General features: G+C 65.2%; 21 protein-coding genes. 7 read left to right on the forward strand and 14 right to left on the reverse strand.

The features are described from left to right. Positions 1–63: 63 nt before the first annotated feature. The 13 genes from hemP to bfr form a co-directional block, all read right to left on the reverse strand. A complete protein-coding gene (gene hemP / locus NWF24_RS09385) occupies positions 64–276 on the reverse strand; it encodes a hemin uptake protein HemP (RefSeq protein WP_258353946.1) in 213 nt (70 codons plus the stop codon). A gap of 95 nt (positions 277–371) precedes the next feature. Then, positions 372–785: an ExbD/TolR family protein gene (locus tag NWF24_RS09390; protein WP_007830740.1), complete on the reverse strand. Its 414-nt coding sequence runs from the start codon at positions 783–785 to the stop codon at positions 372–374. A 5-nt stretch (positions 786–790) separates the two neighbouring features. Next, complete coding sequence (locus NWF24_RS09395; protein WP_093051148.1) at positions 791–1,507, reverse strand: MotA/TolQ/ExbB proton channel family protein; 717 nt, start codon at positions 1,505–1,507, stop codon at positions 791–793. Positions 1,508–1,529: 22 nt separating this feature from the next. Further along, positions 1,530–2,219, reverse strand: a complete 690-nt coding sequence (locus NWF24_RS09400; protein ID WP_426393189.1) for an energy transducer TonB — start codon at positions 2,217–2,219, stop codon at positions 1,530–1,532. 113 nt (positions 2,220–2,332) lie between these two features. Then, positions 2,333–2,605 carry a (2Fe-2S)-binding protein gene (locus tag NWF24_RS09405; protein WP_093051142.1) on the reverse strand — a complete coding sequence of 91 codons (273 nt, stop codon included), beginning with the start codon at positions 2,603–2,605 and terminating at the stop codon, positions 2,333–2,335. A 115-nt stretch (positions 2,606–2,720) separates the two neighbouring features. Then, a complete protein-coding gene (locus tag NWF24_RS09410) occupies positions 2,721–3,401 on the reverse strand; it encodes a Fe2+-dependent dioxygenase (RefSeq protein ID WP_258353947.1) in 681 nt (226 codons plus the stop codon). A 91-nt stretch (positions 3,402–3,492) separates the two neighbouring features. Continuing rightward, complete coding sequence (locus tag NWF24_RS09415) at positions 3,493–5,889, reverse strand: catecholate siderophore receptor Fiu (protein ID WP_258353948.1); 2,397 nt, start codon at positions 5,887–5,889, stop codon at positions 3,493–3,495. Positions 5,890–6,121: 232 nt separating this feature from the next. Then, complete coding sequence (locus NWF24_RS09420; protein ID WP_258353949.1) at positions 6,122–7,483, reverse strand: sulfite reductase subunit alpha; 1,362 nt, start codon at positions 7,481–7,483, stop codon at positions 6,122–6,124. Beyond that, positions 7,480–8,484 carry an FAD:protein FMN transferase gene (locus NWF24_RS09425; RefSeq protein ID WP_258353950.1) on the reverse strand — a complete coding sequence of 335 codons (1,005 nt, stop codon included), beginning with the start codon at positions 8,482–8,484 and terminating at the stop codon, positions 7,480–7,482. The genes NWF24_RS09420 and NWF24_RS09425 overlap by 4 nt, the downstream gene beginning before the upstream one ends. 14 nt (positions 8,485–8,498) lie before the next feature. Further along, complete coding sequence (locus NWF24_RS09430) at positions 8,499–9,308, reverse strand: DUF4198 domain-containing protein (protein WP_258353951.1); 810 nt, start codon at positions 9,306–9,308, stop codon at positions 8,499–8,501. 52 nt (positions 9,309–9,360) lie between these two features. Beyond that, positions 9,361–9,861, reverse strand: coding sequence for a DUF2271 domain-containing protein (locus tag NWF24_RS09435; protein ID WP_371127353.1), 501 nt, complete (start codon positions 9,859–9,861; stop codon positions 9,361–9,363). A gap of 72 nt (positions 9,862–9,933) precedes the next feature. Continuing rightward, positions 9,934–10,578, reverse strand: a complete 645-nt coding sequence (locus tag NWF24_RS09440) for a PepSY-associated TM helix domain-containing protein (RefSeq protein ID WP_258353952.1) — start codon at positions 10,576–10,578, stop codon at positions 9,934–9,936. A gap of 126 nt (positions 10,579–10,704) precedes the next feature. Then, a complete protein-coding gene (bfr, locus tag NWF24_RS09445; protein WP_007830763.1) occupies positions 10,705–11,181 on the reverse strand; it encodes a bacterioferritin in 477 nt (158 codons plus the stop codon). Between the two features lie 261 nt (positions 11,182–11,442). Here bfr and ahpC point away from each other — a divergent pair, with 261 nt between their 5' ends. The 7 genes from ahpC to NWF24_RS09480 all read left to right on the forward strand — a co-directional run bounded on the left by ahpC (position 11,443) and on the right by NWF24_RS09480 (position 19,897). Further along, positions 11,443–12,006, forward strand: coding sequence for an alkyl hydroperoxide reductase subunit C (ahpC, locus tag NWF24_RS09450; protein WP_258353953.1), 564 nt, complete (start codon positions 11,443–11,445; stop codon positions 12,004–12,006). Between the two features lie 90 nt (positions 12,007–12,096). Then, positions 12,097–13,653, forward strand: a complete 1,557-nt coding sequence (ahpF, locus tag NWF24_RS09455; protein WP_258353954.1) for an alkyl hydroperoxide reductase subunit F — start codon at positions 12,097–12,099, stop codon at positions 13,651–13,653. Positions 13,654–13,801: 148 nt separating this feature from the next. Then, positions 13,802–16,015 carry a TonB-dependent hemoglobin/transferrin/lactoferrin family receptor gene (locus NWF24_RS09460; RefSeq protein ID WP_258353955.1) on the forward strand — a complete coding sequence of 738 codons (2,214 nt, stop codon included), beginning with the start codon at positions 13,802–13,804 and terminating at the stop codon, positions 16,013–16,015. 42 nt (positions 16,016–16,057) lie between these two features. After that, the gene (locus tag NWF24_RS09465) at positions 16,058–17,158 is read left to right on the forward strand and encodes a hemin-degrading factor (RefSeq protein WP_258353956.1); all 1,101 of its coding nucleotides are present in this window, start codon (positions 16,058–16,060) and stop codon (positions 17,156–17,158) included. Beyond that, a complete protein-coding gene (locus tag NWF24_RS09470) occupies positions 17,155–18,057 on the forward strand; it encodes a heme/hemin ABC transporter substrate-binding protein (protein ID WP_375338445.1) in 903 nt (300 codons plus the stop codon). The genes NWF24_RS09465 and NWF24_RS09470 overlap by 4 nt, the downstream gene beginning before the upstream one ends. Continuing rightward, on the forward strand, positions 18,054–19,088 hold the full coding sequence (locus tag NWF24_RS09475; RefSeq protein WP_258353957.1) for a FecCD family ABC transporter permease: 1,035 nt from the start codon (positions 18,054–18,056) through the stop codon (positions 19,086–19,088). The genes NWF24_RS09470 and NWF24_RS09475 overlap by 4 nt, the downstream gene beginning before the upstream one ends. A gap of 26 nt (positions 19,089–19,114) precedes the next feature. Beyond that, positions 19,115–19,897: a heme ABC transporter ATP-binding protein gene (locus NWF24_RS09480; RefSeq protein ID WP_375338470.1), complete on the forward strand. Its 783-nt coding sequence runs from the start codon at positions 19,115–19,117 to the stop codon at positions 19,895–19,897. A 49-nt stretch (positions 19,898–19,946) separates the two neighbouring features. Here the strand turns inward: NWF24_RS09480 and ppsR are convergent, their stop codons facing one another. Further along, positions 19,947–20,774 (reverse strand): posphoenolpyruvate synthetase regulatory kinase/phosphorylase PpsR, encoded by an 828-nt coding sequence (ppsR, locus tag NWF24_RS09485; protein ID WP_093051109.1) that lies wholly within the window; start codon positions 20,772–20,774, stop codon positions 19,947–19,949. Positions 20,775–20,796 lie beyond the last annotated feature (22 nt).

A 20,796-nucleotide genomic window follows, 5' to 3' on the forward strand; every position in this document is an offset into this window, starting at 1 on the left:
TCGGAGATGAATCTCCTTGAGTCGCCCCACGATGAAACTTGCGCGAAGGGCGGGCTGGATGACTTATTTGGTCAGGATCAGCTTGCCGAGTTTGGTGGCTTGAAGCCGATAGAGAGAACCGTTGTGCATGATGCCCACGGTCTTGCTTCCTTTCAGAAGTTCCGTGCTTTCAACCATCGGCACCGGACGCGCTGCCTGGATGGACGCATGGCCGCCACCCGACTGGTCGAGCGAAGGATGGTTCAGGACAGAAAAGGCATTCGGTGTGGCTGGCATCTGGAGTTCCCTTATCGAAGCGATGGGTGAATGATAATGATTCGCAATAAAAAGTCAATCGTCGCGATCAACTTTTTTTAGCTTGCGATTTCAGATCACTTCGCTTCAGGCTCCGTGATGAAGCCGATCTTGCGCACGCCGGCTTCACGGGCTTCCGACATCGCCTTGGCCACGCGCTCGTAGCGCACGGCCTTGTCGCCGCGGATGTGCAACTCGGGCTGCGGTTCCTTGGCGGCTTCGGCGGCGAGGCGGTTGGGCAGTTCGCTGTCGTCGATCTTCTGCTCGTTCCAGTAATAGGAGCCGTCGGCCGTGACGCTGAACAGGATGTTCTGCGGTTTGGGCTGCTCTGGCTCGCTGGAAGCGCGCGGCAGGTCGATGTTGACCGCGTGCTTCATCACCGGCACCGTGATGATGAAGATGATGAGGAGCACCAGCATGACGTCGACCAGCGGCGTCATGTTGATCTCGTTCATCACCTCATCGGGTTCATCTTGTGTACCGAAAGCCATGATGCTCAGCCCTTCTTGAGCGGGACCACGACGGCATCGCCGCTGCCGCTCTGGACGCGGGCGCCGGTCACGAAGTAGGCGTGGAGGTCGTGGGCGAAGGCATTGAGCTTGGTCAGCACGAACTTGTTGCCGCGCACCAGTGCGTTGTAGCCCAGCACTGCGGGAATGGCCACGGCCAAGCCGAGCGCCGTCATGATCAGCGCTTCACCGATCGGGCCGGCCACCTTGTCGATGGTCGCCTGGCCGGCCGAGCTGATGCTCATGAGCGCGTGATAAATGCCCCAGACAGTGCCGAACAGGCCGATGAACGGCGCGGTGGAGCCGACCGAAGCCAGGATCGCGAGGCCGGTCTGCAGGCGGGCGGTGAAGGCGTCAATGCCGTTGCGCAGCGCGCGCGTGATCCAGTCGCTCACGTCGAGCGCATCGTGCAGGTGAGCCTTGGTGTTGCGGTGGTGAGCAGCCGCCTCGCGACCTTCGAGAGCCAGCGCGCGGAACGGGTTGCTGTCGTCCTTGCCCAGTTTGTTCAGTGCGGTGGCGAAGTCTTCGCTGTGCCAGAAGTCCTGCGAATGCTTGGCGAGGCGCTTGTAGCGGACGACATCGAGTGCCTTGACGATGATCACGATCCACGACGCGAGCGACATGCCGACCAGCAGCACCGCCACGGCCTTGGTGACGAAATCGCCCTGATTCCAGACGTTCATCAAGCCAAATTGGGAATCCATACGAAGTTGCTCCAGAGAAAAATTAGTTCAGGACGTAGTTGACGGGGGCGTCATAAGACATGGCCTGCACCACGCCGTTGACCTTGCCGGGCACAAACCGGCATTTCATGATGTATTCCACGGCCGCCTCGTCGAGGCGATCGAAGCCGCTGGATTTCTTGACCTCGGCACTCTTGGGCAGGCCGTCGACACCGACGAGCACCCGCACGATCACCTTGCCCTGTTCGCCGAGCCGTTTGCTCATGGCGGGATAGGTGGCTTTCGGATTCTGAAGATAGTCGGCGTTGCTCGATGGCAGCTGCACGGCCGGCGGAGCCGGGGGCGCAGGTGGCGGCGCGGGCGGCGCCGGCGGAGCGGGAGGTGCCGGCGGCGTTGCCGGTGGTGGTGGTTCTGTTACGCCGACGGGCGCCATGGGCGCCGGTGTGGGCTTCGGCTCGCGGATGGCCTGGGGCCGCGGCGGGGGCGGCGCCTTGGTCACCTTGGGTTGGGGCGGTGGTGGTGGCGGCGGAGGTGGGTCAGCCTTCGGCTTCGGTGGCTCGACGAATTGGCTCAGTATCTCGACGGGAATCACCACTTCGGCGGCGCGGCGCAGCAGCCCGCTTTGAAGCGCCCAGAGCGCAGCCGCGTGAAACAGGATGACACCGCCGGCAATGACGACATTGCGCGAAAGGCCGAGGACGGAGGGGGGGGGAGCAAAGCGGTCAGACACGATCAACCATTCGAATGCGGGCACCGCGAAAGGTGCCCCGATTGCAGCAAAACCGCTACGAAGACGCCACGCGCGCTACTTGCGAAAGATCCACCAGACCGAACCTGCGACCAGAATCAGGCTGCCGCCGAGTGCCGAGACGAGTTCCATGCCTTGCTTTCCTTGATGGAGTTGGCAAGCTGGATCGCTCTCGGACCCGAATCGCAATTCAGCGCGGCGACCGGATGCGAAGCGCTGCACTGCGCGACGATATCGCGCGCACAACCTTCACATTGACCACACTGGGTGGCCACGCCAAGTTCGAATTGCACTTCGTCAAAAGTCATGCCGGCCCGCACATGGCGTGCGATTTCTCGGTCGGAGACTCGGCGGCAGACGCAAACGATCATGGCTGTGAAAGCGGCAGTTGGCTGGCTGTTGGATGTGGTCGATTATAAATAAGAATCCATCGCATTTGCAATAACTATGTGTTACTGATTCATGCAACATCTTGTGCCCCCGGAATCAGACCTCCGACCAGAGCCGCAGCAGGTTGTGATAGTGCCCGGTCAGCGCCACCGTTTCCTCGCATTCACCGAGGCGCGCGCGCAGTTTCTGGATGTTCTGGTCGAGCTCGAACAGCATGCTGCGCTGCTGGTCGTTGCGCACCATGCTCTGCAGCCAGAAAAACGAGCAGATCCGCGCTCCCCGGGTCACCGGGTGGACGCGATGCAGGCTGCTGGCAGGGTAAAGAATGAGGTCGCCGGCCGGCAGCTTCACTTCATGTGAGCCGTAGGTGTCGATCACCTCCAGTTCGCCGCCGTCGTAGTCTTCGGGATCGCACAGGAAGAGGGTGCACGACAGGTCGGTGCGCAGTTGCTGGCCGCTGCCGGGCAGGGCACGCACCGCACCGTCGACATGAACGCCGTAGTGCTCGCCCCCCTCGTAGCGGTTGAACAGCGGCGGCACGAAGCGCGACGGAAGCGCGGCCGAAAAAAACAACGCGTGCCGGGCCAGCGCAGCCAGCACGATGTTGCCCAACTCCCGGCCGACGGCCGACTGTTCCGGCAATTGGCGGTTGCGCTTGACCTGCGCGCCTTGTGCGCCGACCGTCTCGCGCCCATCGGTCCATTGCGTAGCGTCGAGCGCGGCGCGCATTTCGCGCACCTGGTCAGGGCTCAGCACTTCGGGCACATGCAGCATCATTTTCAGGAACTCCGCAATGAGAAAAGCCCCGGCGCGGGCCGGGGCTCGAGTGTCGCACCGCACCGGGTGAGCCCGGTGCGCGCAAGGACCGTCAGAACGCGAAGTTCGCGGTGATCTTGGCCGAGCGAGGCGTGCCCGGCGTGTAGCGGTAGCCGCTCTTGTTGATGGCTGCCACGTAGTCCTTGTCGAACAGGTTGTACAGGTTCAGCTGGATGTCGATGTTCTTGTTGATGCGATAGGACGCCATCGCATCGAACACCCAGTACGAATCGACATACGCTGGCGTTCCCACCGCGCCGTCGGTGCCGCGCTGCAACTTGCCGTTGTAGCGGGCGCCGCCACCGACGGTCAGGCCGAACGGGAACTGGTAGGTGGTCCAGAGCGTGAAGGCCTTCTTCGGCGTGTAGGCGAGGGCGGTCGAGCCATCGGCCAGCACCGAGGGGCCGCTCGCCACGCGGGTGTTCATGGTGGTGAAGCCCGAGCTCACGCCCCAGTTGTCGGTCAGCGCACCCGACACACCCAGCTCGACGCCCTGCACGCGCTTCTTGCCGGTCTGGAAGTACTGCTGCGAGACCGTGTCCTGCACGACTTCGTTGCTCACGTCGGTGCGGTACAGCGCCGCCGTCAGGGCCACGCGCTTGTTCATCACGTCCCACTTGGTGCCGACCTCGTAGGTCTTGGCCTTCTGCGGCAGGAAGTCGGTGCGCCCGGCGCTGTTGCCGGTGCCGCTGGCGGCCAGCTGGAAGTTGGCGCCGCCCGGCGGCTGTGCGGCGGTGCCGTAGGCCGCGTAGATGCTGCTGTTCTCGGTCGGCTTGTAGACCAGGCCGATCTTGCCGGAGAGCAGGTTGTCCGACAGCTTCAGGTTGGTCGGCGTGATCGTCGAGGTCTGCGGGCCGTTGCCGGTGCGTGCCAGCGTCAGCGCGGTGGCGTTGTACGTGGTCGAGTAGTGGTCGTAGCGCAGGCCGGCGGTCAGCTGCCATTGCTCGTTGAACTTGAGCGTGTCGAAGGCGTAGAGGCCGATGGTGTCGGTGCTGCCGTCCGAGCCGGTGCCGTTGGCAATGCGGTTGTAGCCGCTCACGTACGGGTTCGGGTTGTACAGGTTGGCGGCCGGCCACGAACCGGCCGCAGCCAGCGTGGTGCCTACGCTGGGGTAGCCCGCAGCGTAGTAGTTGTTGGCGCGCTGCGTCTCACGGATGAATTCGAGGCCGCCGTTGAACGAGTGGCTGATGCTGCCTGTGTTGAACTTGGCCGACACGCTCGTCTGGTTGGTGAAGATCGTGTTTTCCTGGTCCTTGTTGGTGGGCAGGTTGCGCGTGACGGTCCAGCTGGCGGGAATCGTGGGGATCACCGTGTTGAGGAAGCCCGCGTTCGCGGCCGGCAGTTGGCCGACACCGGTTGCCGACGCCGTCAGGCCGCCGCCCATGAACGACGTCAGCATGTAGTCCTGCGAAGTCTTGCCGTAGCGCGTGGTGTTGCGGATGGTGATGTCGGGCGTCAGGTCGTGCTCGATGCGCGCGGTGAACATGTCGGCCGTCACGTTGTCGAAGTCCGAGCTGGTGCCGTAGAAGTTGCTCGAATCCACGCGCGCGGCGGCGTTCAGGTAGGTGCGGCGCGCCAGGCCGCGCGTGATCGCGGTGGCGTCGGGCGTGCTGTAGCCCGGCAGGCCGATGGTGGGCACGCCGCCATCGGGAATGTTGTTCTGCTTGACGTGCAGGTAGTCGAGGAAGATGCGCGTCGGGCTGTTCAGGCCAAGGGCCAGCGACGGGGCGATCGCCGTGCGCTTGTTCTTGACGAAATCGCGTCCGGCCACGCCGCCGTCTTCGGTGACTGCATTCAGGCGAAACGCCGCGCCGATGCCGTTGGCGCTGCTGAGCGACTTGTTCCAGTCGACGCTGCCGCGCTTGAAGTCGGCGCTGCCGAAGCTCATCGAGCCCAGGAAGCTGTCTTCGAGCTTGGGCTTCTTGGTGACGAGGTTGATGTAGCCGGTGGGCGAGGTGCGGCCCACGTCGGTGCCCGACGGGCCCTTCACGACCTCGATCTGTTCGATGTTGAACACGTCGCGCGACACCGAGCCCAGGTCGCGGATGCCGTCGACGAAGATCGCGCTCGAGCTGTCGAAGCCGCGCATGAAGACGGCGTCGCCCGTGTTGGTGTTGCCGTTTTCCCCGAGGAAGAATGTGCCCACGCCGGGCGTGTTGCGCAGCGCCTCGGTCAGCGTGGTCGCGCCCTGGTCGCGAATGATCTGTTCCTTGATGACCTGGATGGTCTGGGGCGTGTTCACCAGAGGAGCCGTGAACTTGGGGTTCGACGAGTTGTCGGTCTTGTAGTCGGCGGCGGTGGAGTCCTGCACCCGGACTTCAGGCAGCGCGCCACCCGATTGGGCGAGAGCGACCGGGGCTGCAAGGGCCATCAGCGTGGCGGCGGCAGCGCCTGAGAGGTGTGGAACGGCGCGCGCAACAGTGTGTTTGCGGCTCTTGATGTAGGCCATGAAGTTCTTCTCCGAAAAGGGCGGGCGGCAGGACTCGACTGGCGATGTCCTGGCGGCCTGCGTTTTCTGGAGAAGCGAGGGCGGACTGGCTGGGTGAGTCGATTTACAAAGCGTTTGTAAATCGCTGCGAATGATATTGTTTCTCAATACGGAAGTGCGCGGCCAACTTCGTATTAATTAAAAAGTTCTTCTGATTTGTTGCTGTCACGCAACTGCCCCGAAGCGCAGAGCGTCAGTAGACGTCGCGGCGATAACGTCCACTGGCCGTCAGTTCGCTCACCATCGTTTCGCCTGCAACCTGCCGTAGCGCGGCGTCCACGCCCGACGCCATGCCCTGCAAGCTTCCGCAGACATAAATTGCCGCGCCGTCGTCCAGCCACCGCAGCAAGGTGTCGGCCGACTGCAGCAGCCGGTGCTGGACATAGAAGCGCTCCGCCTGATCGCGCGAGAACACCATGTCGAGCCGCTGCAGCACGCCGTTGGCCTGCCAGGTTTCGATTTCTTCGCGATACAGGAAGTCGTGAGCGGCCTGGCGCTCGCCGAAAACCAGCCAGTTGTCGTGTCTGCCCGCGGCGGCACGGGTCCGCAGGTGCGCGCGCAGGCCAGCCAGGCCGGTGCCATTGCCGATGAGGATCAGCGGCCGTGCTTCGTTGCCATCCAGGCGGAACCCTCGATGAGGCCGCAGTCGCAAGGCCACCGTGTCGCCGATGCTGAGTGTGGACGTGAGCAGCCCCGACGCCGCGCCAAGCGTCCCATCGGGATGCTGCTCCTGCCGGACGAGCAATTGCAGTTCGCCGTCGGCGTGTACGGACGCGATCGAATAGTCGCGCGGGCGTGCCGGATCGCTCGCCACCGCCACCTGCACCAGGTCGCCTGAAACCCAATGCGGCAATGCGCCAGCCTGCGGCACCAGTCCGAGGTGGAAAACTGGCGCGCCCGCGCTGCCTTGATTGAGTCGCTCGCGCGCAATGAGCCGCCACTGCGTGAAGCTGGTAGTCGTCGCGCTGTCGTCGGCCGCCGGCGCATCGCCCCATTGCGCCTGCCATGCGGCTAGCGCGGCGGGGTTGCTGTTGTCGACCTCGATGCGATCGAACTCGCGCTTGGCGCCCGTCGCAAGCAGCCATTCGTCGAGTGCGCGGCCGAAGCCGCAGAAGTTGGCGTACTGGCGGTCGCCCAACGCCAGCACGGCGTAACGCAGCGACGGCAACTTGGGTGGCGAATTCATCACGCGCTCGGCGAACACGCTGGCGCTATCGGGCGCGTCGCCTTCGCCGTAGGTGCTGGCGATGAAGAGCGCACGCCGCGCGGCGGCCAGCGTCGGGGCATCGAGCGTGTTCAGCTCCATCACGCGTGCCGGCATGCCTGCGGCACTCAGCTGCCGCGCGGTCTGCCAGGCGATGGCTTCGGCCTGTCCGGTCTGGCTGGCGAACAGCACGAGGACTGGGGGCTCGTTGCCGCTCCCCGAGAGCGCCACGGCGTCGCGTGCGGCAGCGGCTTGACGCCTGCGCTCGCGCACGTAGATCGACGCGCAAAGCGCCGCGTACGTCAGCACGGTGGAACCCGCACCCAATGCGCGCCAGCCGAAGTCGTTCATGCCCCGGCCGGTGCGGGCCAGGCGCGCGTGGCCTTTGCCGCAGGCGATGCGTCGCCATGGCTCACGAACAGCGCGGCAACGTCATGCCGCTGCGCAAAGTCGAATCCTTCGTCCGGGCCCAGCACCGTCAGCACGGTGGCCAGTGCGTCGGCCTGCATGCACTCCGCGTGCAGCACAGTGACGCTGGCCAGTGCATGCGCGACCGGTTCGCCCGTGCGCGGATCGATGGTGTGCGACCAGCGGCGCCCCTTGTCCGAGCGCTGGTGCCATCGGTCGCCCGACGTGGCGATGGCCATGTCGGCAAGCGCAACGCGCCGCGCCTTGGTCGGGTCGCCGTCGACGAGCACCTGCCAAGGCTGCCCACCGGGACGTTGCCCGATGCCTCGCAGTTCTCCGCCGACTTCAAAGAGAAGGTCGGCAAGGCCAAGTGCGCGCAGCGCCTCGACGCCATGGTCGACCGCGAAGCCCTTGGCAATGCCCGAAAGATCGAGCGCGAAGCCGCCCGGTTGCAGCAGCGAGCCATCGGCTGCATCGAAGGCCAGCCGCGGCCAGCCGACGCACGCACGCGCACCGGCCAGGGCCGTCGCAGCAGGCAGTCCGTTTTCTTTCGCTCCGGGGCCAAAGCCCCAACAAGCGACGAGTGGACCGACGGTCGGATCGATCGCGCCACCGCTGGCCGTTGCCCATCGCGCAGCACAGCGCATCACCTCAGCGAACTCCGTGGGTAACACGTGCCGCGACCCGGCCGGCGCCCGGTTGAAGCGGCTGATGTCCGAGTCCGGCTCCCAATGGCTCATCTGCGCGATCACGCGGCCAAGCGCCGACTCGACGGCCGCGCGCACCTGCGCCAGCGGCAGCATCCGCGGATTGTCGAAGCGCAGCGACCAGGTGGTGCCCATGGTCTGTCCGCCCGACTGCTGCAGGGTCGCGGGATCGGCGGGGCGCGGTACGGCTGCGTTGGCGTAGCCGCCAGCGCGCCAGGTGCTGAACGAAATGCCCAAGGTGGCTTGCTGTGTCAGGGCATCACTTCAAGGGTCGCCGCGTAGCTCAGGCGGCGTTCCTTGGCTTGCGGCACCGTGGTCTTGTTGTCCTTGGTGCTGGCGTCGAGCCAGTACATGCCGGCGGCCGGCCAGGTCACGCTGAACTGGCCCTTGTCGTCGGTCTTGAGCTTGATTTCTTCGAGCTTGTCGCGGTACTGGGTGTTGCCTGCCGTCACCGTCACTTCGAGGCCCTTGGCGGGCTGGCCGTCGAGGTTCAGCGTGAAGGTGGCCTTCTCGCCCTTGACCAGGTCGGTCGGGCTGCCGGTGGCGATCAGCTCCAGCCCCTGGCCGGTCGGCTTGAGCACCGAAGGCTTGCCGACCGTCACGAAGGTCTCGATGCGGCCGGACGACTGGGTGACCGTCACGTCCTGCGCATCGGCCGGGATTTCCTTGCCGATGGTCTCGGCCGTGCCGCGCGCGCGCTTGGTCTGGCCCGTGACCTTGTCCTTCCAGCTCGCGAAGGCGCCGGCATTGATCACGGCGATGCGATAGGTGCCCGATTGCGCCACGTTCACGTCGAACACGTTGCGCAGCTTGAGCTTGGCTTCGGTCTCGGGCTTGATGGTGCTGCCATCGGGCGCGGTGATCTGCAGGCCGTCGAGCCGCAGCGGTGCGTGATTGGCAACGAACAAGTCGTTCGACACCGCGGCATCGACGGTCACGGTGTCGGCCTTGGAGAACACGGTGGACGAGGGCAGCAGCCAGGCGTTGTGCGCCTGGGCGAGCGAAGCGGCGGCCGACAGGGCGATGGCGAGGGAGGCAGCGCGCAGGTTGAAATGGGTCATGGCAGTTCCTTGATGTGACGGGCTGGCGGTGAAAGGGGCTGTGCGGCGCAGGTCAGGGCTTGAGTTCGAGCTTGATTTCGCCGAGCTCTTCCTTGCCCGTTGCGGTCGGCTGTGCCGCTGCCGTCGGGGGCCACTGGAAGGGAATGCTCACGACCTCGCGGCCACCGACTTCGCGCGCGGCTTCCACCACGAGCTTGTAGGCGCCCGGTGCGAGCTTGGGCATGGGCGCCGTGCCTTCGGTGAAGCTCAGCTGGTGCTTGCCGGCGGGCTTGGTGGCGCCCGTCACGCCGTCGACCGGTACCGCGAGTTCGCGGCCGCCGCGGCGCCACCACTGGCGCATGTCCTTCAACCATTTCGTGCCTTCGCCCTCGGGGTTGTTGGTCTTGGTGCGCACGTCGTACCAGACCGCCAGCGTGCCGGCGACGGTGTTGTCGGCGCGCTCGATCCAGGTCGCCACGTAGGGGCGGTGGTACTCGGAGACGTTCAGCCGGGGGATCTCGATGTTGACGGCCAGCCCCGACGCGAAGGCCGGAGCTGCGAACAGCGCCGACATGGCCAGCGGTGCGAGTGAATAGCGAACGTGCACGGGAAACCTCTTTTCCTGGATCGACGATTGATGAATGAATCAGTGAATGAACAGCAGCGCGAGCAGCACCGGCACGACGAGCCCCATGCCCACCATCGGCCAGGTGAACGGCCGGTTGCCCGCATGCATCTTGAGAATGAACAGGCCGGTGATCGAGAAGACCAGCGCGGCGCCCGCGAAGATGTCTATGAACCAGCTCCACGCAGCGCCGGTGTTGCGGCCTTTGTGGAGATCGTTGAAGTAGGAGAGCCAGCCGCGGTCGGTGCGCTCGTATTCGATCTCGCCGTCGGCCAGGCTCAGGCGCAGCCAGGCATCGCCGCCGGGGCGGGGGAGCGAGAGATAGATTTCGTCGTCCGACCACTCGGCCTCGCGGCCGGCGGTGGCGACGTCCCAGTGCTTCTGCACCCAGGTCTGGAGTTCAGGGGGCAGGGGCGCTTTCCCTTTGCTGGCCTTGGCGGCGGGCAACTGCTTTTCGAGCTGCGCGCGAAGGGCTTCGTCGACCGAGCCGTTCAGCTTCGTGACGGCCGGCTTGGCCTCGATCTGCCCCGCGTGGTTGAGCGTGAAGCCCGTGACGCTGAACAGGATCATGCCGATGAGGCAGATGGCCGAACTCACCCAATGCCATTCGTGCAGGGTCTTGAGCCAATAGGCACGGCGGCGGTTGTCGGGGCGGGTGGCAGTCATCGAAGGCGCGGATTTTATCCGTGCAAATGAGAATGACTGTTATTCGTGCGGAGTTAAGTTACGTAAAGCAATAAAAAACGGGACCGAAGTCCCGTTGATTAGCTGGTGCGGTGCGAGAGCCTCGCCTTATTCGAGCTCGCCCATCTGCGATTGCAGGTAGTTCTGCACCCCGACCTTGTCGATCAGGTCGATCTGGGTTTCGAGGAAGTCGATGTGCTCTTCCGTGTCGTCCAGGATCTCTTGCAGCAGATCGCGCGAAACGTAGTCGCGCACCGATTCGCAATGCGCGATGCCGTCCTTGATGGTGGCTTGTGCGCCGGTTTCCGCGCCGAGGTCGCAGCGCAGCAGTTCGGGCACGTCTTCGCCGATGTTCAGCTTGCCCAGGTCCTGCAGGTTGGGCAGGCCGTCGAGCATGAAGATGCGGTCCATCAGCTTGTCGGCGTGCTTCATTTCGCCGATCGATTCCTCGTATTCCTTCTTGGCCAGCTTGTCCAGACCCCAATGCTTGAGCATGCGGTAGTGGAGGAAGTATTGGTTGATTGCAGTGAGCTCGTTCTTGAGCTGCGCCTGCAGATGTTCGATGACCTTGGGGTCGCCCTTCATGGTTTTTTCCTTGTTCTGAAAGCGGTGATTGTCAGAGGGGCGCGGTGGCACTTGCAAGCAATCCCATGCTGCGCCGGTCTGCATGCGTGTGATGGTGATACACGTTCGTATTGATGTATCGCCAAACGCGTTTCGCGGTCATCGTAAACATAGCAAGTCCCAATACTTTTAATAGATACTGACTATCAAATGTATTGAATTGGTAGTTATACTCATGGCTCGCACTTATCTTTGTCCAACCGCAGCATCTAAGGAATTTCAATGTCCCTGATCAACACCCAAGTCCAGCCCTTCAAGACCCAGGCCTACCTCAACGGCAAGTTCATCGATGTGTCCGACGAGACGCTTAAGGGCAAGTGGTCCGTGCTGATCTTCATGCCGGCGGCGTTCACCTTCAACTGCCCGACCGAAGTCGAAGACGCGGCCGACAACTACCCCGAGTTCCAGAAGCTGGGTGCCGAGGTCTACATCGTGACCACCGACACGCACTTCTCGCACAAGGTCTGGCACGACACGTCGCCGGCCGTCGGCAAGGCCAAGTTCCCCCTCGTGGGCGACCCGACCCACACGCTGACCAACGCTTTCGGCGTGCACATCCCCGAAGAAGGCCTGGCGCTGCGCGGCACCTTCGTGATCAACCCCGACGGCATCATCAAGACCGCCGAAGTGCACTCCAACGAAATCGCCCGCGACGTCAAGGAAACCCTGCGCAAGCTCAAGGCAGCGGTCTACACCGCCGCCCACCCGAACGAAGTCTGCCCGGCCAAGTGGAATGAAGGCGACAAGACCATCGCCCCGTCGTTCGACCTCGTCGGCAAGATCTAAGCGCCCCTGCGCGAAAGCCCGGGCGCTCACGAGGCCCCGGGCTTTTTTGCCCCCAGTTGATAGTTTTCAGTTATCGAAAGAGAGTCCCTCATGCTCGACGCAAGCACCAAAGCCCAATTGAAGAGTTACCTCGAACGCGCCACGCAGCCGATCGAGATCGTCGCCTCGCTCGACGACAGCAAGGCCTCGGGCGAAATGCTGTCGCTGCTGAAGGACGTTGCCGAGTCGTCCCCGCTGGTCAAGCTGACCGAAAGCCGCGACGACAACCATCGCAAGCCCTCGTTCTCGGTCAACCGCCCGAGCGAAAACCACGGCCCGCGTTTTGCCGGCCTGCCGATGGGCCATGAATTCACCTCGCTGATCCTTGCATTGCTGCAGATCGGCGGCTATCCCCCGAAGGTCGAGCAGGCCGTGCTCGACCAGATCAAGGCGCTCGACGGCGACTTCGAGTTCGAGATCTACGTCTCGCTCACCTGCCACAACTGCCCCGACGTGGTCCAGGCGCTGAACCTGATGGCGGTGCAGAACCCGCGCATCCGCACCACCATGATCGAAGGCGGCACCTTCCAGGAAGAGGTGAAGGAACGCCAGATCATGGCCGTGCCGACCGTGTTCCTCAACGGCACCGAGTTCGGCCAGGGCCGCATGAGCCTGGAGGAAATCCTCGCCAAGATCGACACCAGCGGCGTCGAGCGCGAAGCGAAGAAGATCGCCGCCAAAGACCCGTTCGACGTGCTGATCGTCGGCGGCGGCCCTGCCGGCGCGGCAGCTGCGGTGTACGCAGCGCGCAAGGGCATCCGCACCGGCGTTGCCTCCGAGCGTTTCGGCGGCCAGGTGCTCGACACCCTGGGCATCGAGAACTTCATCTCGATCAAGGAAACCGAAGGACCGAAGTTCGCCCACGCGCTCGAAGAGCATGTGCGCGACTACGAGGTCGACATCATGAATCTGCAGCGCGCAAAGGCCCTGGTGCCCGGCAGCGACCTCATCGAGGTGCAGCTCGAAAGCGGCGCGTCGCTCAAGAGCAAGTCGGTCATCATTTCGACCGGCGCACGCTGGCGCAACATCAACGTGCCCGGCGAGCACGAGTTCAAGAACAAGGGCGTGGCCTACTGCCCGCACTGCGACGGTCCGCTGTTCAAGGGCAAGCGCGTCGCTGTGATCGGTGGCGGCAACTCGGGCGTCGAAGCGGCGATCGACCTGGCCGGCATCGTGGGCCACGTCACGCTGATCGAATTCGACACGCAACTGCGCGCCGACGCCGTGCTGCAGCGCAAGCTCAGGAGCCTGAAGAACGTTGACGTGTTCACCAACGCACAGACCACCGAGATCACCGGCGACCAGAAGGTCAACGGCCTGGTCTACAAGGACCGCGCCACGGGCGAGCTGAAGAAGGTCGAGCTCGAAGGCGTGTTCATCCAGATCGGCCTCGTGCCGAACACTGACTGGCTCAAGGGCACGGTCGAGCTGTCGAAGCACGGCGAAATCATCGTCGACGCGCGCGGCCAGACCTCTGTGCCGGGCGTGTTCGCGGCGGGTGATGCCACCACGGTGCCGTTCAAGCAGATCATCATCGCGGCCGGCGACGGCGCGAAGGCGGCGCTCGGTGCGTTCGACCATCTGATCCGCACATCGGCCCCTGCATGAGTAAGCCTTAAGTTGTTTCAATGAGAATTATTCTTATACAATAAAAAGCTCGGGCGACAGCCCTTCATTGCCAGCCAGGTCGTTCGCGCAGTCTTCTGCGCCCGAAGGTCCAGCAAGCAGTTCTTTAACTGTTTCTGGACCTTTTTTCGTGGCCTCCAAACTCAACCGACGTCCCTCCCATCGCCTCGCTCTCCTGCCGTGCCTGATCGCCTCCGGGCTCGGTCTTTCGGCACCCTCGTGGGCCCAGCGTGTCGCGGCGCTCAATGAAGTGGTGGTGAGCGGTTCGCGCTCAGAGCAGGCAAGGGACGATCTTCCGGTGAGCACCGAGGTCATCAACCGCGACGACATCGAATCGAAGCAGATCACCGACATCCGCGACGCGGTGCGCGACCTGCCCAACGTGTCCGTCAAGCGCGCCCCCGCGCGCTTCGGCCTCGCGCAGGGCAACACCGGCCGCGACAGCAATGCAGGCTTCAACATCCGCGGCCTCGACGGCAACCGCGTGCTGCTGCTGACGGACGGCATCCGCACGCCGCGCAGCTACGTCTTCAGCGCCAATGCGTTCGGGCGCGACTACTTCGACATCGGCCTCGTCGAGCGCATCGAGATCATCAAGGGCCCGGCCTCCGCGCTCTACGGCTCCGACGGCCTGGCAGGCCTGGTGAACTTCATCACGCGCGATCCGTCGTCCTATCTGCGCGACGGCAAGAGCTTCGGCGGCAGCGCCAGCATCGGCTACAGCGGCGACGACAACGGCACGCACGGCGGCGTCACCCTCGCGGGCAAGGCCAACGACACGCTGCAGTGGCTCATCTCAGCCAACATGGGCCGCTCCAGCGCGCTGGAGAACATGGGCGCCAACAACGCTGCCAACGTCGACCGCACCACGCCCAACCCCGAGCGTGACCGCAACAAGGCGCTGCTTGCCAAGGTCATCCTCACGCCCAATGCCGACCAGCGCCACGGCTTCACCCTCGAGCACATCGAGAAGACCAGCCGCTACGACCTGCTCTCGGGCGTCGCCAAGCCGCCGTATGCGTCCACTTCGGTAATCGGCCTCAACGCCAAGAACGATCTGCAGCGCGACCGCTTCACCTACGACGGCCGCCTGCGCCTGAACTCCCTCATGGCCGACAGCCTGCTCGCCGTGGTGAGCTACCAGAAGGCGAAGTCGCGCGAGTTCATCTACGAAGACCGCTTCACCGCCGCCGACCGCACACGCGACGTCACCTACGACGAAAGCACATGGCAGTTCGGCCTGCAGGCCGACAAGACCGTGCGCACGGGCGACTGGGCACAGAAGATCACCTACGGCTTCGACTACACGCGCACCAACGTCGAGAACCTGCAGACCGGCCTGGTGCCTCCGGCCGGCGAGACCTATCCGCTCAAGCGCTTCCCCGACACGCGCGAGACCTCGTCCGCGTTCTACGTGCAGGACGAGTTCATCCACGACCGCTGGAGCATCACGCCGGGCATCCGCTTCGACCGCTTCTCACTCGACGCGAAGCAGGCGGGCTTTGGCGCGCAGGCCGTGTCGCTCTCGGGCTCGGCCGTATCGCCCAAGCTCGGCGTGCTGTTCCGCGCAACGCCGCAATGGAGCGTGTACGGCAACTACGCCTCTGGCTTCAAGGCGCCCAACGCGTTCCAGGTCAACAACTTCTTCGAGAACGTGATCTCGGGCTACAGGACGATTCCCAACCCGAATCTCAAGCCCGAGAAGAGCCAGAACATCGAACTCGGCGTGCGCGGACGCACCGGCGTGCTGAGCTTCGACGTGGCCGCGTTCACCGGCGACTACAAGGACCTGATCGAGAACGACCGCCAGGTCGGTGGCGTGTTCGGCTCGCGTACCAATCCGGCGACCTTCCAGTCGGTCAATATCGGGCGCGCACGCATCAGCGGCTTCGAGATCAAGGGCGAGCTCGACTTCACCGACAACGGCAACGGCTTCTCCGTGCCTTTTGCCTACGGCCAGACGCGCGGACGCGACCGCACCAACAACCGCCCGCTCAACTCGATCGACCCGAGCAAGGCCAGCGTCGGCGTCAAGTACCAGGCGCCGGTGTGGAGCGTGCGCCTCGACGCCGTGAATCACGCGCGCAAGAAGTGGTCGGACATCGACAGCACCGAGGTCACGACCGGCACCCAGTTCCGGGCGCCCGCTGCCACCACCTTCGACCTGAGCGCACAGTGGCGCATCCGCAAGGACTTGCGCCTGAACGCGGCAATCGTCAATCTCACCAACAAGCGCTACTGGATGTGGAGCGACGTGCGCGGGCTGACCTCGACCTCGACGATCCGCGACGCCTATACCCAGCCGGGCCGCAGCTTCAACGTGTCGCTCGTGGCGGACTTCTGACCCCAGCGAGCCGCCGATTTCACGACAAGACAAGGAAACCCGATGAACGCCGAAGACATCCGAGACCGATTCGCCGCATTGCGCGCCAGGGGCATGCGCCACAAGGACGCCGCCGCAGCCATGGACCTGTCCGAAGGCGCGGCCGTGGCCGCACACACGGGCACGCACGACAAGGCCCTGCACGCCACGCGCCTGCGCGGCCCATGGGTCGAACTGCTGCAGGCGCTGGAGCTGTGCGGCCCCGTGCTTGCGCTCACGCGCAATGAGACCACGGTGCACGAGAAGACCGGCGTCTATGAAAAGGTGTCGGGCAGCGACGCGATGGGGATCGCACTGGGCGAGGCCATCGACCTGCGGCTGTTCTTCAGCCGTTGGCATGCGGGCTTCGCGGTGAGCGAGGCAGCGGCCAACCCGGGTGTGTCGCCTTCGCTGAGCCTGCAGTTCTTCAATGCGCAGGGCGTGGCCGTGCACAAGATCTTCGTGCGCGACGCCACCGATCGTGATGCCTTCCAGTCGGTCATCGACAGCTTCACTGCGCCGGACGAGCCCGTGGTGTTCGCCGCGCCCGAAGACAAAGCTGTACCACGCGAGGACAGCGCCATCGACACCGGTGGCCTCGCCGAAGCCTGGCGCGGCATGCAGGACACGCACGAGTTCTTCGGCCTGCTGAACAAGTTCGGCGTGGAGCGCCAGCAGAGCTTTCGCCTGACCGAAGGCGAGTTCACTCAGCGCGCTGAACTGAGCGCCATCAGCGACCTGCTGAACGAAGCCGCGTTCGACGGCACGCCGATCATGGTGTTCGTGGGCAGCCCGGGCTGCATCCAGATCCACTCCGGCCCGGTGGTGCGCATCGAGCCGATGGAAATGAAGGGCCACGGCGAGAACGCAACGCCGATGCGCTGGCTCAACGTGCTCGACCCGGGCTTCAACCTGCACATGCGCGAAGACCGCATCGCCAGCGTCTGGATCGTCGAGAAGCCGACCAGCGACGGCGTCGTGACATCGGTCGAAGCCTTCGACCAGCAGGGCGAGTTGATGGCGATGTTCTTCGGCGCGCGCAAGCCCGGCATGCCGGAGCGCGAGGAGTGGCGGCGCATCGTGCGCGAGCTGCCGCGTCTTCAATCCACGACCGAAGCTCCATGACCGCCTTTCACGAAATGAACGCCCGCTTTCCGCTGCATCGCCGCGACGTGCTGCGCCTGCTCGGCGCCTCGTCGCTGGGCACCGCCGCGCTGCCCCTGTTCGCACAGGAGGCGAAGCTGCCCAAGCTCGTGACCGTCAGCGGCGCGATCACCGAAGTCGTCTACCTGCTGGGCGCGGAAGTGCAGCTCGTCGGCACCGACACCACCAGCCTGTATCCCGCCGCCGCGCGCGCGACGCCAAAGGTCGGCTACATGCGCCAGCTGTCGGCCGAGGGCCTGCTGTCGCTGAAGCCTGACGCGATCATCGCCACCAACGAGTCGGGTCCCGCCGTGGTGCTCGACCAGGTTCGCGGTGCGGGCGTCAAGGTCGAGATCATCGAGGCCGACCACAGCTGGGGCGAGGTGCAGCGCAAGGTGCAGGCCGTCGGCCGCGCCGCCGCGCGCGAGGCGCAGGCGCGCGAGCTGCAGGCGAAGCTCGATGCCGAATGGAACCAGGTGCAACAGCGCGTGGCCGCAGCCTCGAAGGGGCGCAAGCCGCGCGTGCTGTTCGTGCTGTCGCACAGCGCCAGCCCGCAGGTTTCGGGCGAGAAGACCGCCGCGCATTCGGTGATCGGCTTTGCGGGGGGCGCCAACGTGCTCGGCGGCTTCCAGGGCTACAGGCCGATGACCGCCGAAGCCATGGCCAGCGCCGCGCCCGACATCATTCTCACGAGCACGCAAAGCATCGAAGCCCACGGCGGCGTCGACAAGTTCTGGCAGCGGCCCGAGCTTGCGCTCACGCCGGCGTTCAAGAAGCGCAGCCTGATCACGCAGGACGCCTTGCTGCTGCTGGGCTTCGGCCCGCGCATGCCCGCGGCCATCGCCGAACTGCACGAAAAATTCCTGGCTGCCACCGCATGAGCCAGCGCTTCTCGGCACAGGCCGTGCTGGGCGGCAGTGCGCTGCTGCTCGTCGCCGCCTTCGTGGTGGGGGCCGTTTCGGGGGCGTATGCCATCAGCCTGCCGCAACTCTGGGGCGTGCTGACCTCGCTAGGGCAAGGGGCCGACAAATCGCCCGAGCACCTGGTGTTTCTCAACATCCGCCTGCCGCGCCTCGTGCTCGGCGTGGCGGCGGGCGCGGGGCTCGGCATGGCGGGCACGCTGATGCAGGGGCTGTTCCGCAATCCGCTGGCCGACCCTGGGCTTGTTGGCATCAGCAGTGGAGCGGCGCTGGCGGCGGGTGTCACGATCATCCTCGGCGCATGGCTGTGGCCCGTGCTGCCGCGCACGCTTGGCAGCTGGACGCTGGTGCTCATGGCGTTCGGCGGCGGGCTGTCGGTGACCTTGCTGATCTACGGCCTGTCGCGCAGCGAAGGCGGCACGCGCATGGCGCTGATGCTGCTGGCGGGCATCGCGGTCAACGCGCTGGCGGGTGCGGGGCTCGGTTTTCTCAGCGTGATGGCGACCGACGAGCAACTGCGCAGCCTGCAGTTCTGGCTGCTGGGCAGCCTGGGTGGGGCGCGCTGGAGTGCCGTGTTGCTGGTCGGCGTGGCGGTGCTGCTGTCGTGCGTGGCGGCGCGGTCGCTGGCGGCGCCGTTGAACGCCATTGCGCTGGGCGAGGCGCAGGCGGCGCTGCTTGGCGTGGACGTCGAACGCATCAAGCGGCGCGCGATTGTCGTCACGGCCGTGGCCGTGGGGGCGGTGACGGCGACGACCGGGATCATCGGCTTCATCGGCCTGATCGCGCCGCACTGGGTGCGCATGGTGGCGGGGCCTGATCACCGCGTGGTGTTGCCGGCGTCGGCGCTGCTGGGAGCGGCGCTGGTGCTGGCTGCCGACACGGTGGCACGCACGGTGATGGCGCCGGCCGAGCTACCGCTGGGCGTGCTCACCGCGTTCATCGGCGTGCCGATGTTCCTGTGGATGCTGCGGCACTTCAAGGGGCGCATATGACTGCGGCGACGTTGCCACGCGATCCGATGGCGCTGTGCTGCGCCAGTGTCGAGGTCCGCGTTGGGGCGAAGACGCTGCTCGCCGACGCTTCGGTCCACCTGGCGCCGGGCCGGGTGACGGCCATCCTCGGACCCAACGGCGCTGGCAAGTCGACGCTGCTCTCGGTGCTGGCCGGCCAGCGGGCGCCGACACGGGGCAGGGTGACGCTCGATGGCCGTCCGCTCGAAGACCACGGCATGCCGGCACTGGCGCTGCGCCGGGCGCTGATGCCGCAGGAGAGCGCGGTCGCCTTCGATTTCACCGCGCAGGAGATCGTGGCGCTGGGCCGCTACCCGCACCGCCGCTCGCCGGGCCGCGACGAAGATGAGATCGTCGACGAGGCGATGGGGCTGACCGATGTATCGGCGCTGGCGCCGCGCATCCTCAACACCCTGTCGGGCGGCGAGAAGGCGCGGGCCCACATGGCGCGGGCGTTGGCCCAGCTGTGGCATCCGCGGCCCGACGGCGCGAGCCGCTGGCTGCTGCTCGACGAGCCCACCGCGGCGCTGGACCTCGCGCACCAGCATTCCGCGATGCGCCTGCTGCGCGCCTGGGCCGCGCGCGGCGTGGGCGTGGTGGCCGTGCTGCACGACCTGAACCTGGCGCGGCGCTATGCCGACGAGGTGGTGGTGCTGGGCGGCGCTTCGGGCGGGCTGATGCAGGGAGCGGCAGCCGAAGTGCTCCAGCCGGGGCTGATCGAGGCGGTCTGGGGCACGCCGTGCCAGCCTGTGACAAGCGCGGACGGCACGGTCCAGTACCTTTTCGGGTAGCTTTTGTCGCTGATGTCGCTGCTTGCTATCCAAAAGATAGCAATCAGCCTCAGTAGACCAGTCGCTCGGGCCGCAGCTCCTGCAGGATCGTGGTCGCGATTTCCTCGATCGACTTGGTGGTCGTCGACAGCCAGCGGATGCCGGCGCGCCGCATCATCGCCTCGGCTTCGCTCACCTCGTGGCGGCAGTTCTCCAGGCTGGCGTAGCGCGAATTCGGCCGGCGCTCGTTGCGGATTTCGCTGAGCCGCTCAGGCTGGATGGTCAGGCCGAAGATCTTCTTGCGATGCGGAATCAGGGCCGGCGGCAGCTGCCGGCGGTCGAAATCTTCCGGAATCAGCGGGTAGTTGGCCGCCTTCAGGCCGTGCTGCATTGCCAGGTAGAGCGAGGTTGGCGTCTTGCCGCTGCGGCTCACGCCCACCAGGATCACGTCGGCGCCTTCCAGGTCACGGTTGCTCTGGCCGTCGTCGTGCTGCAGGCTGAAGTCGATCGCGGCGATGCGGTCGTTGTATTCCTTGCTCTTGCTGACGTCGCTGAAACGGCCGATCCGGTGGTTCGACTTCACGGCCAACTCGATTTCGAGTGGCCGCACGAAGGTGCCGAACATGTCCAGCAACATGCCCTTGCAGCCGGTTTCGATCACTTCCAGCACGTCCATGTTGGCCAGCGTGGTGAAGACGATGGGGCGCACGCCCTCGAGTTCAGCCGTGTGGTTGATCTGCCGTACCGCCTGGTGGGCCTTGTCGACCGTGTCGGTAAAAGGTAGTCGGACATGGCGCGGTTTCATCTCGAACTGGGCGAGAACGGCGTTACCGAAGGTTTCGGCGGTGATGCCCGTACCGTCGGAAATGAAGAAAACAGTGCGTGAATGCGTGGTCATGCGGCCTTGTCCTGCGGCGCGG

The sequence above is a fragment of the Variovorax paradoxus genome (assembly GCF_024734665.1).
Lineage (GTDB): Bacteria > Pseudomonadota > Gammaproteobacteria > Burkholderiales > Burkholderiaceae_C > Variovorax.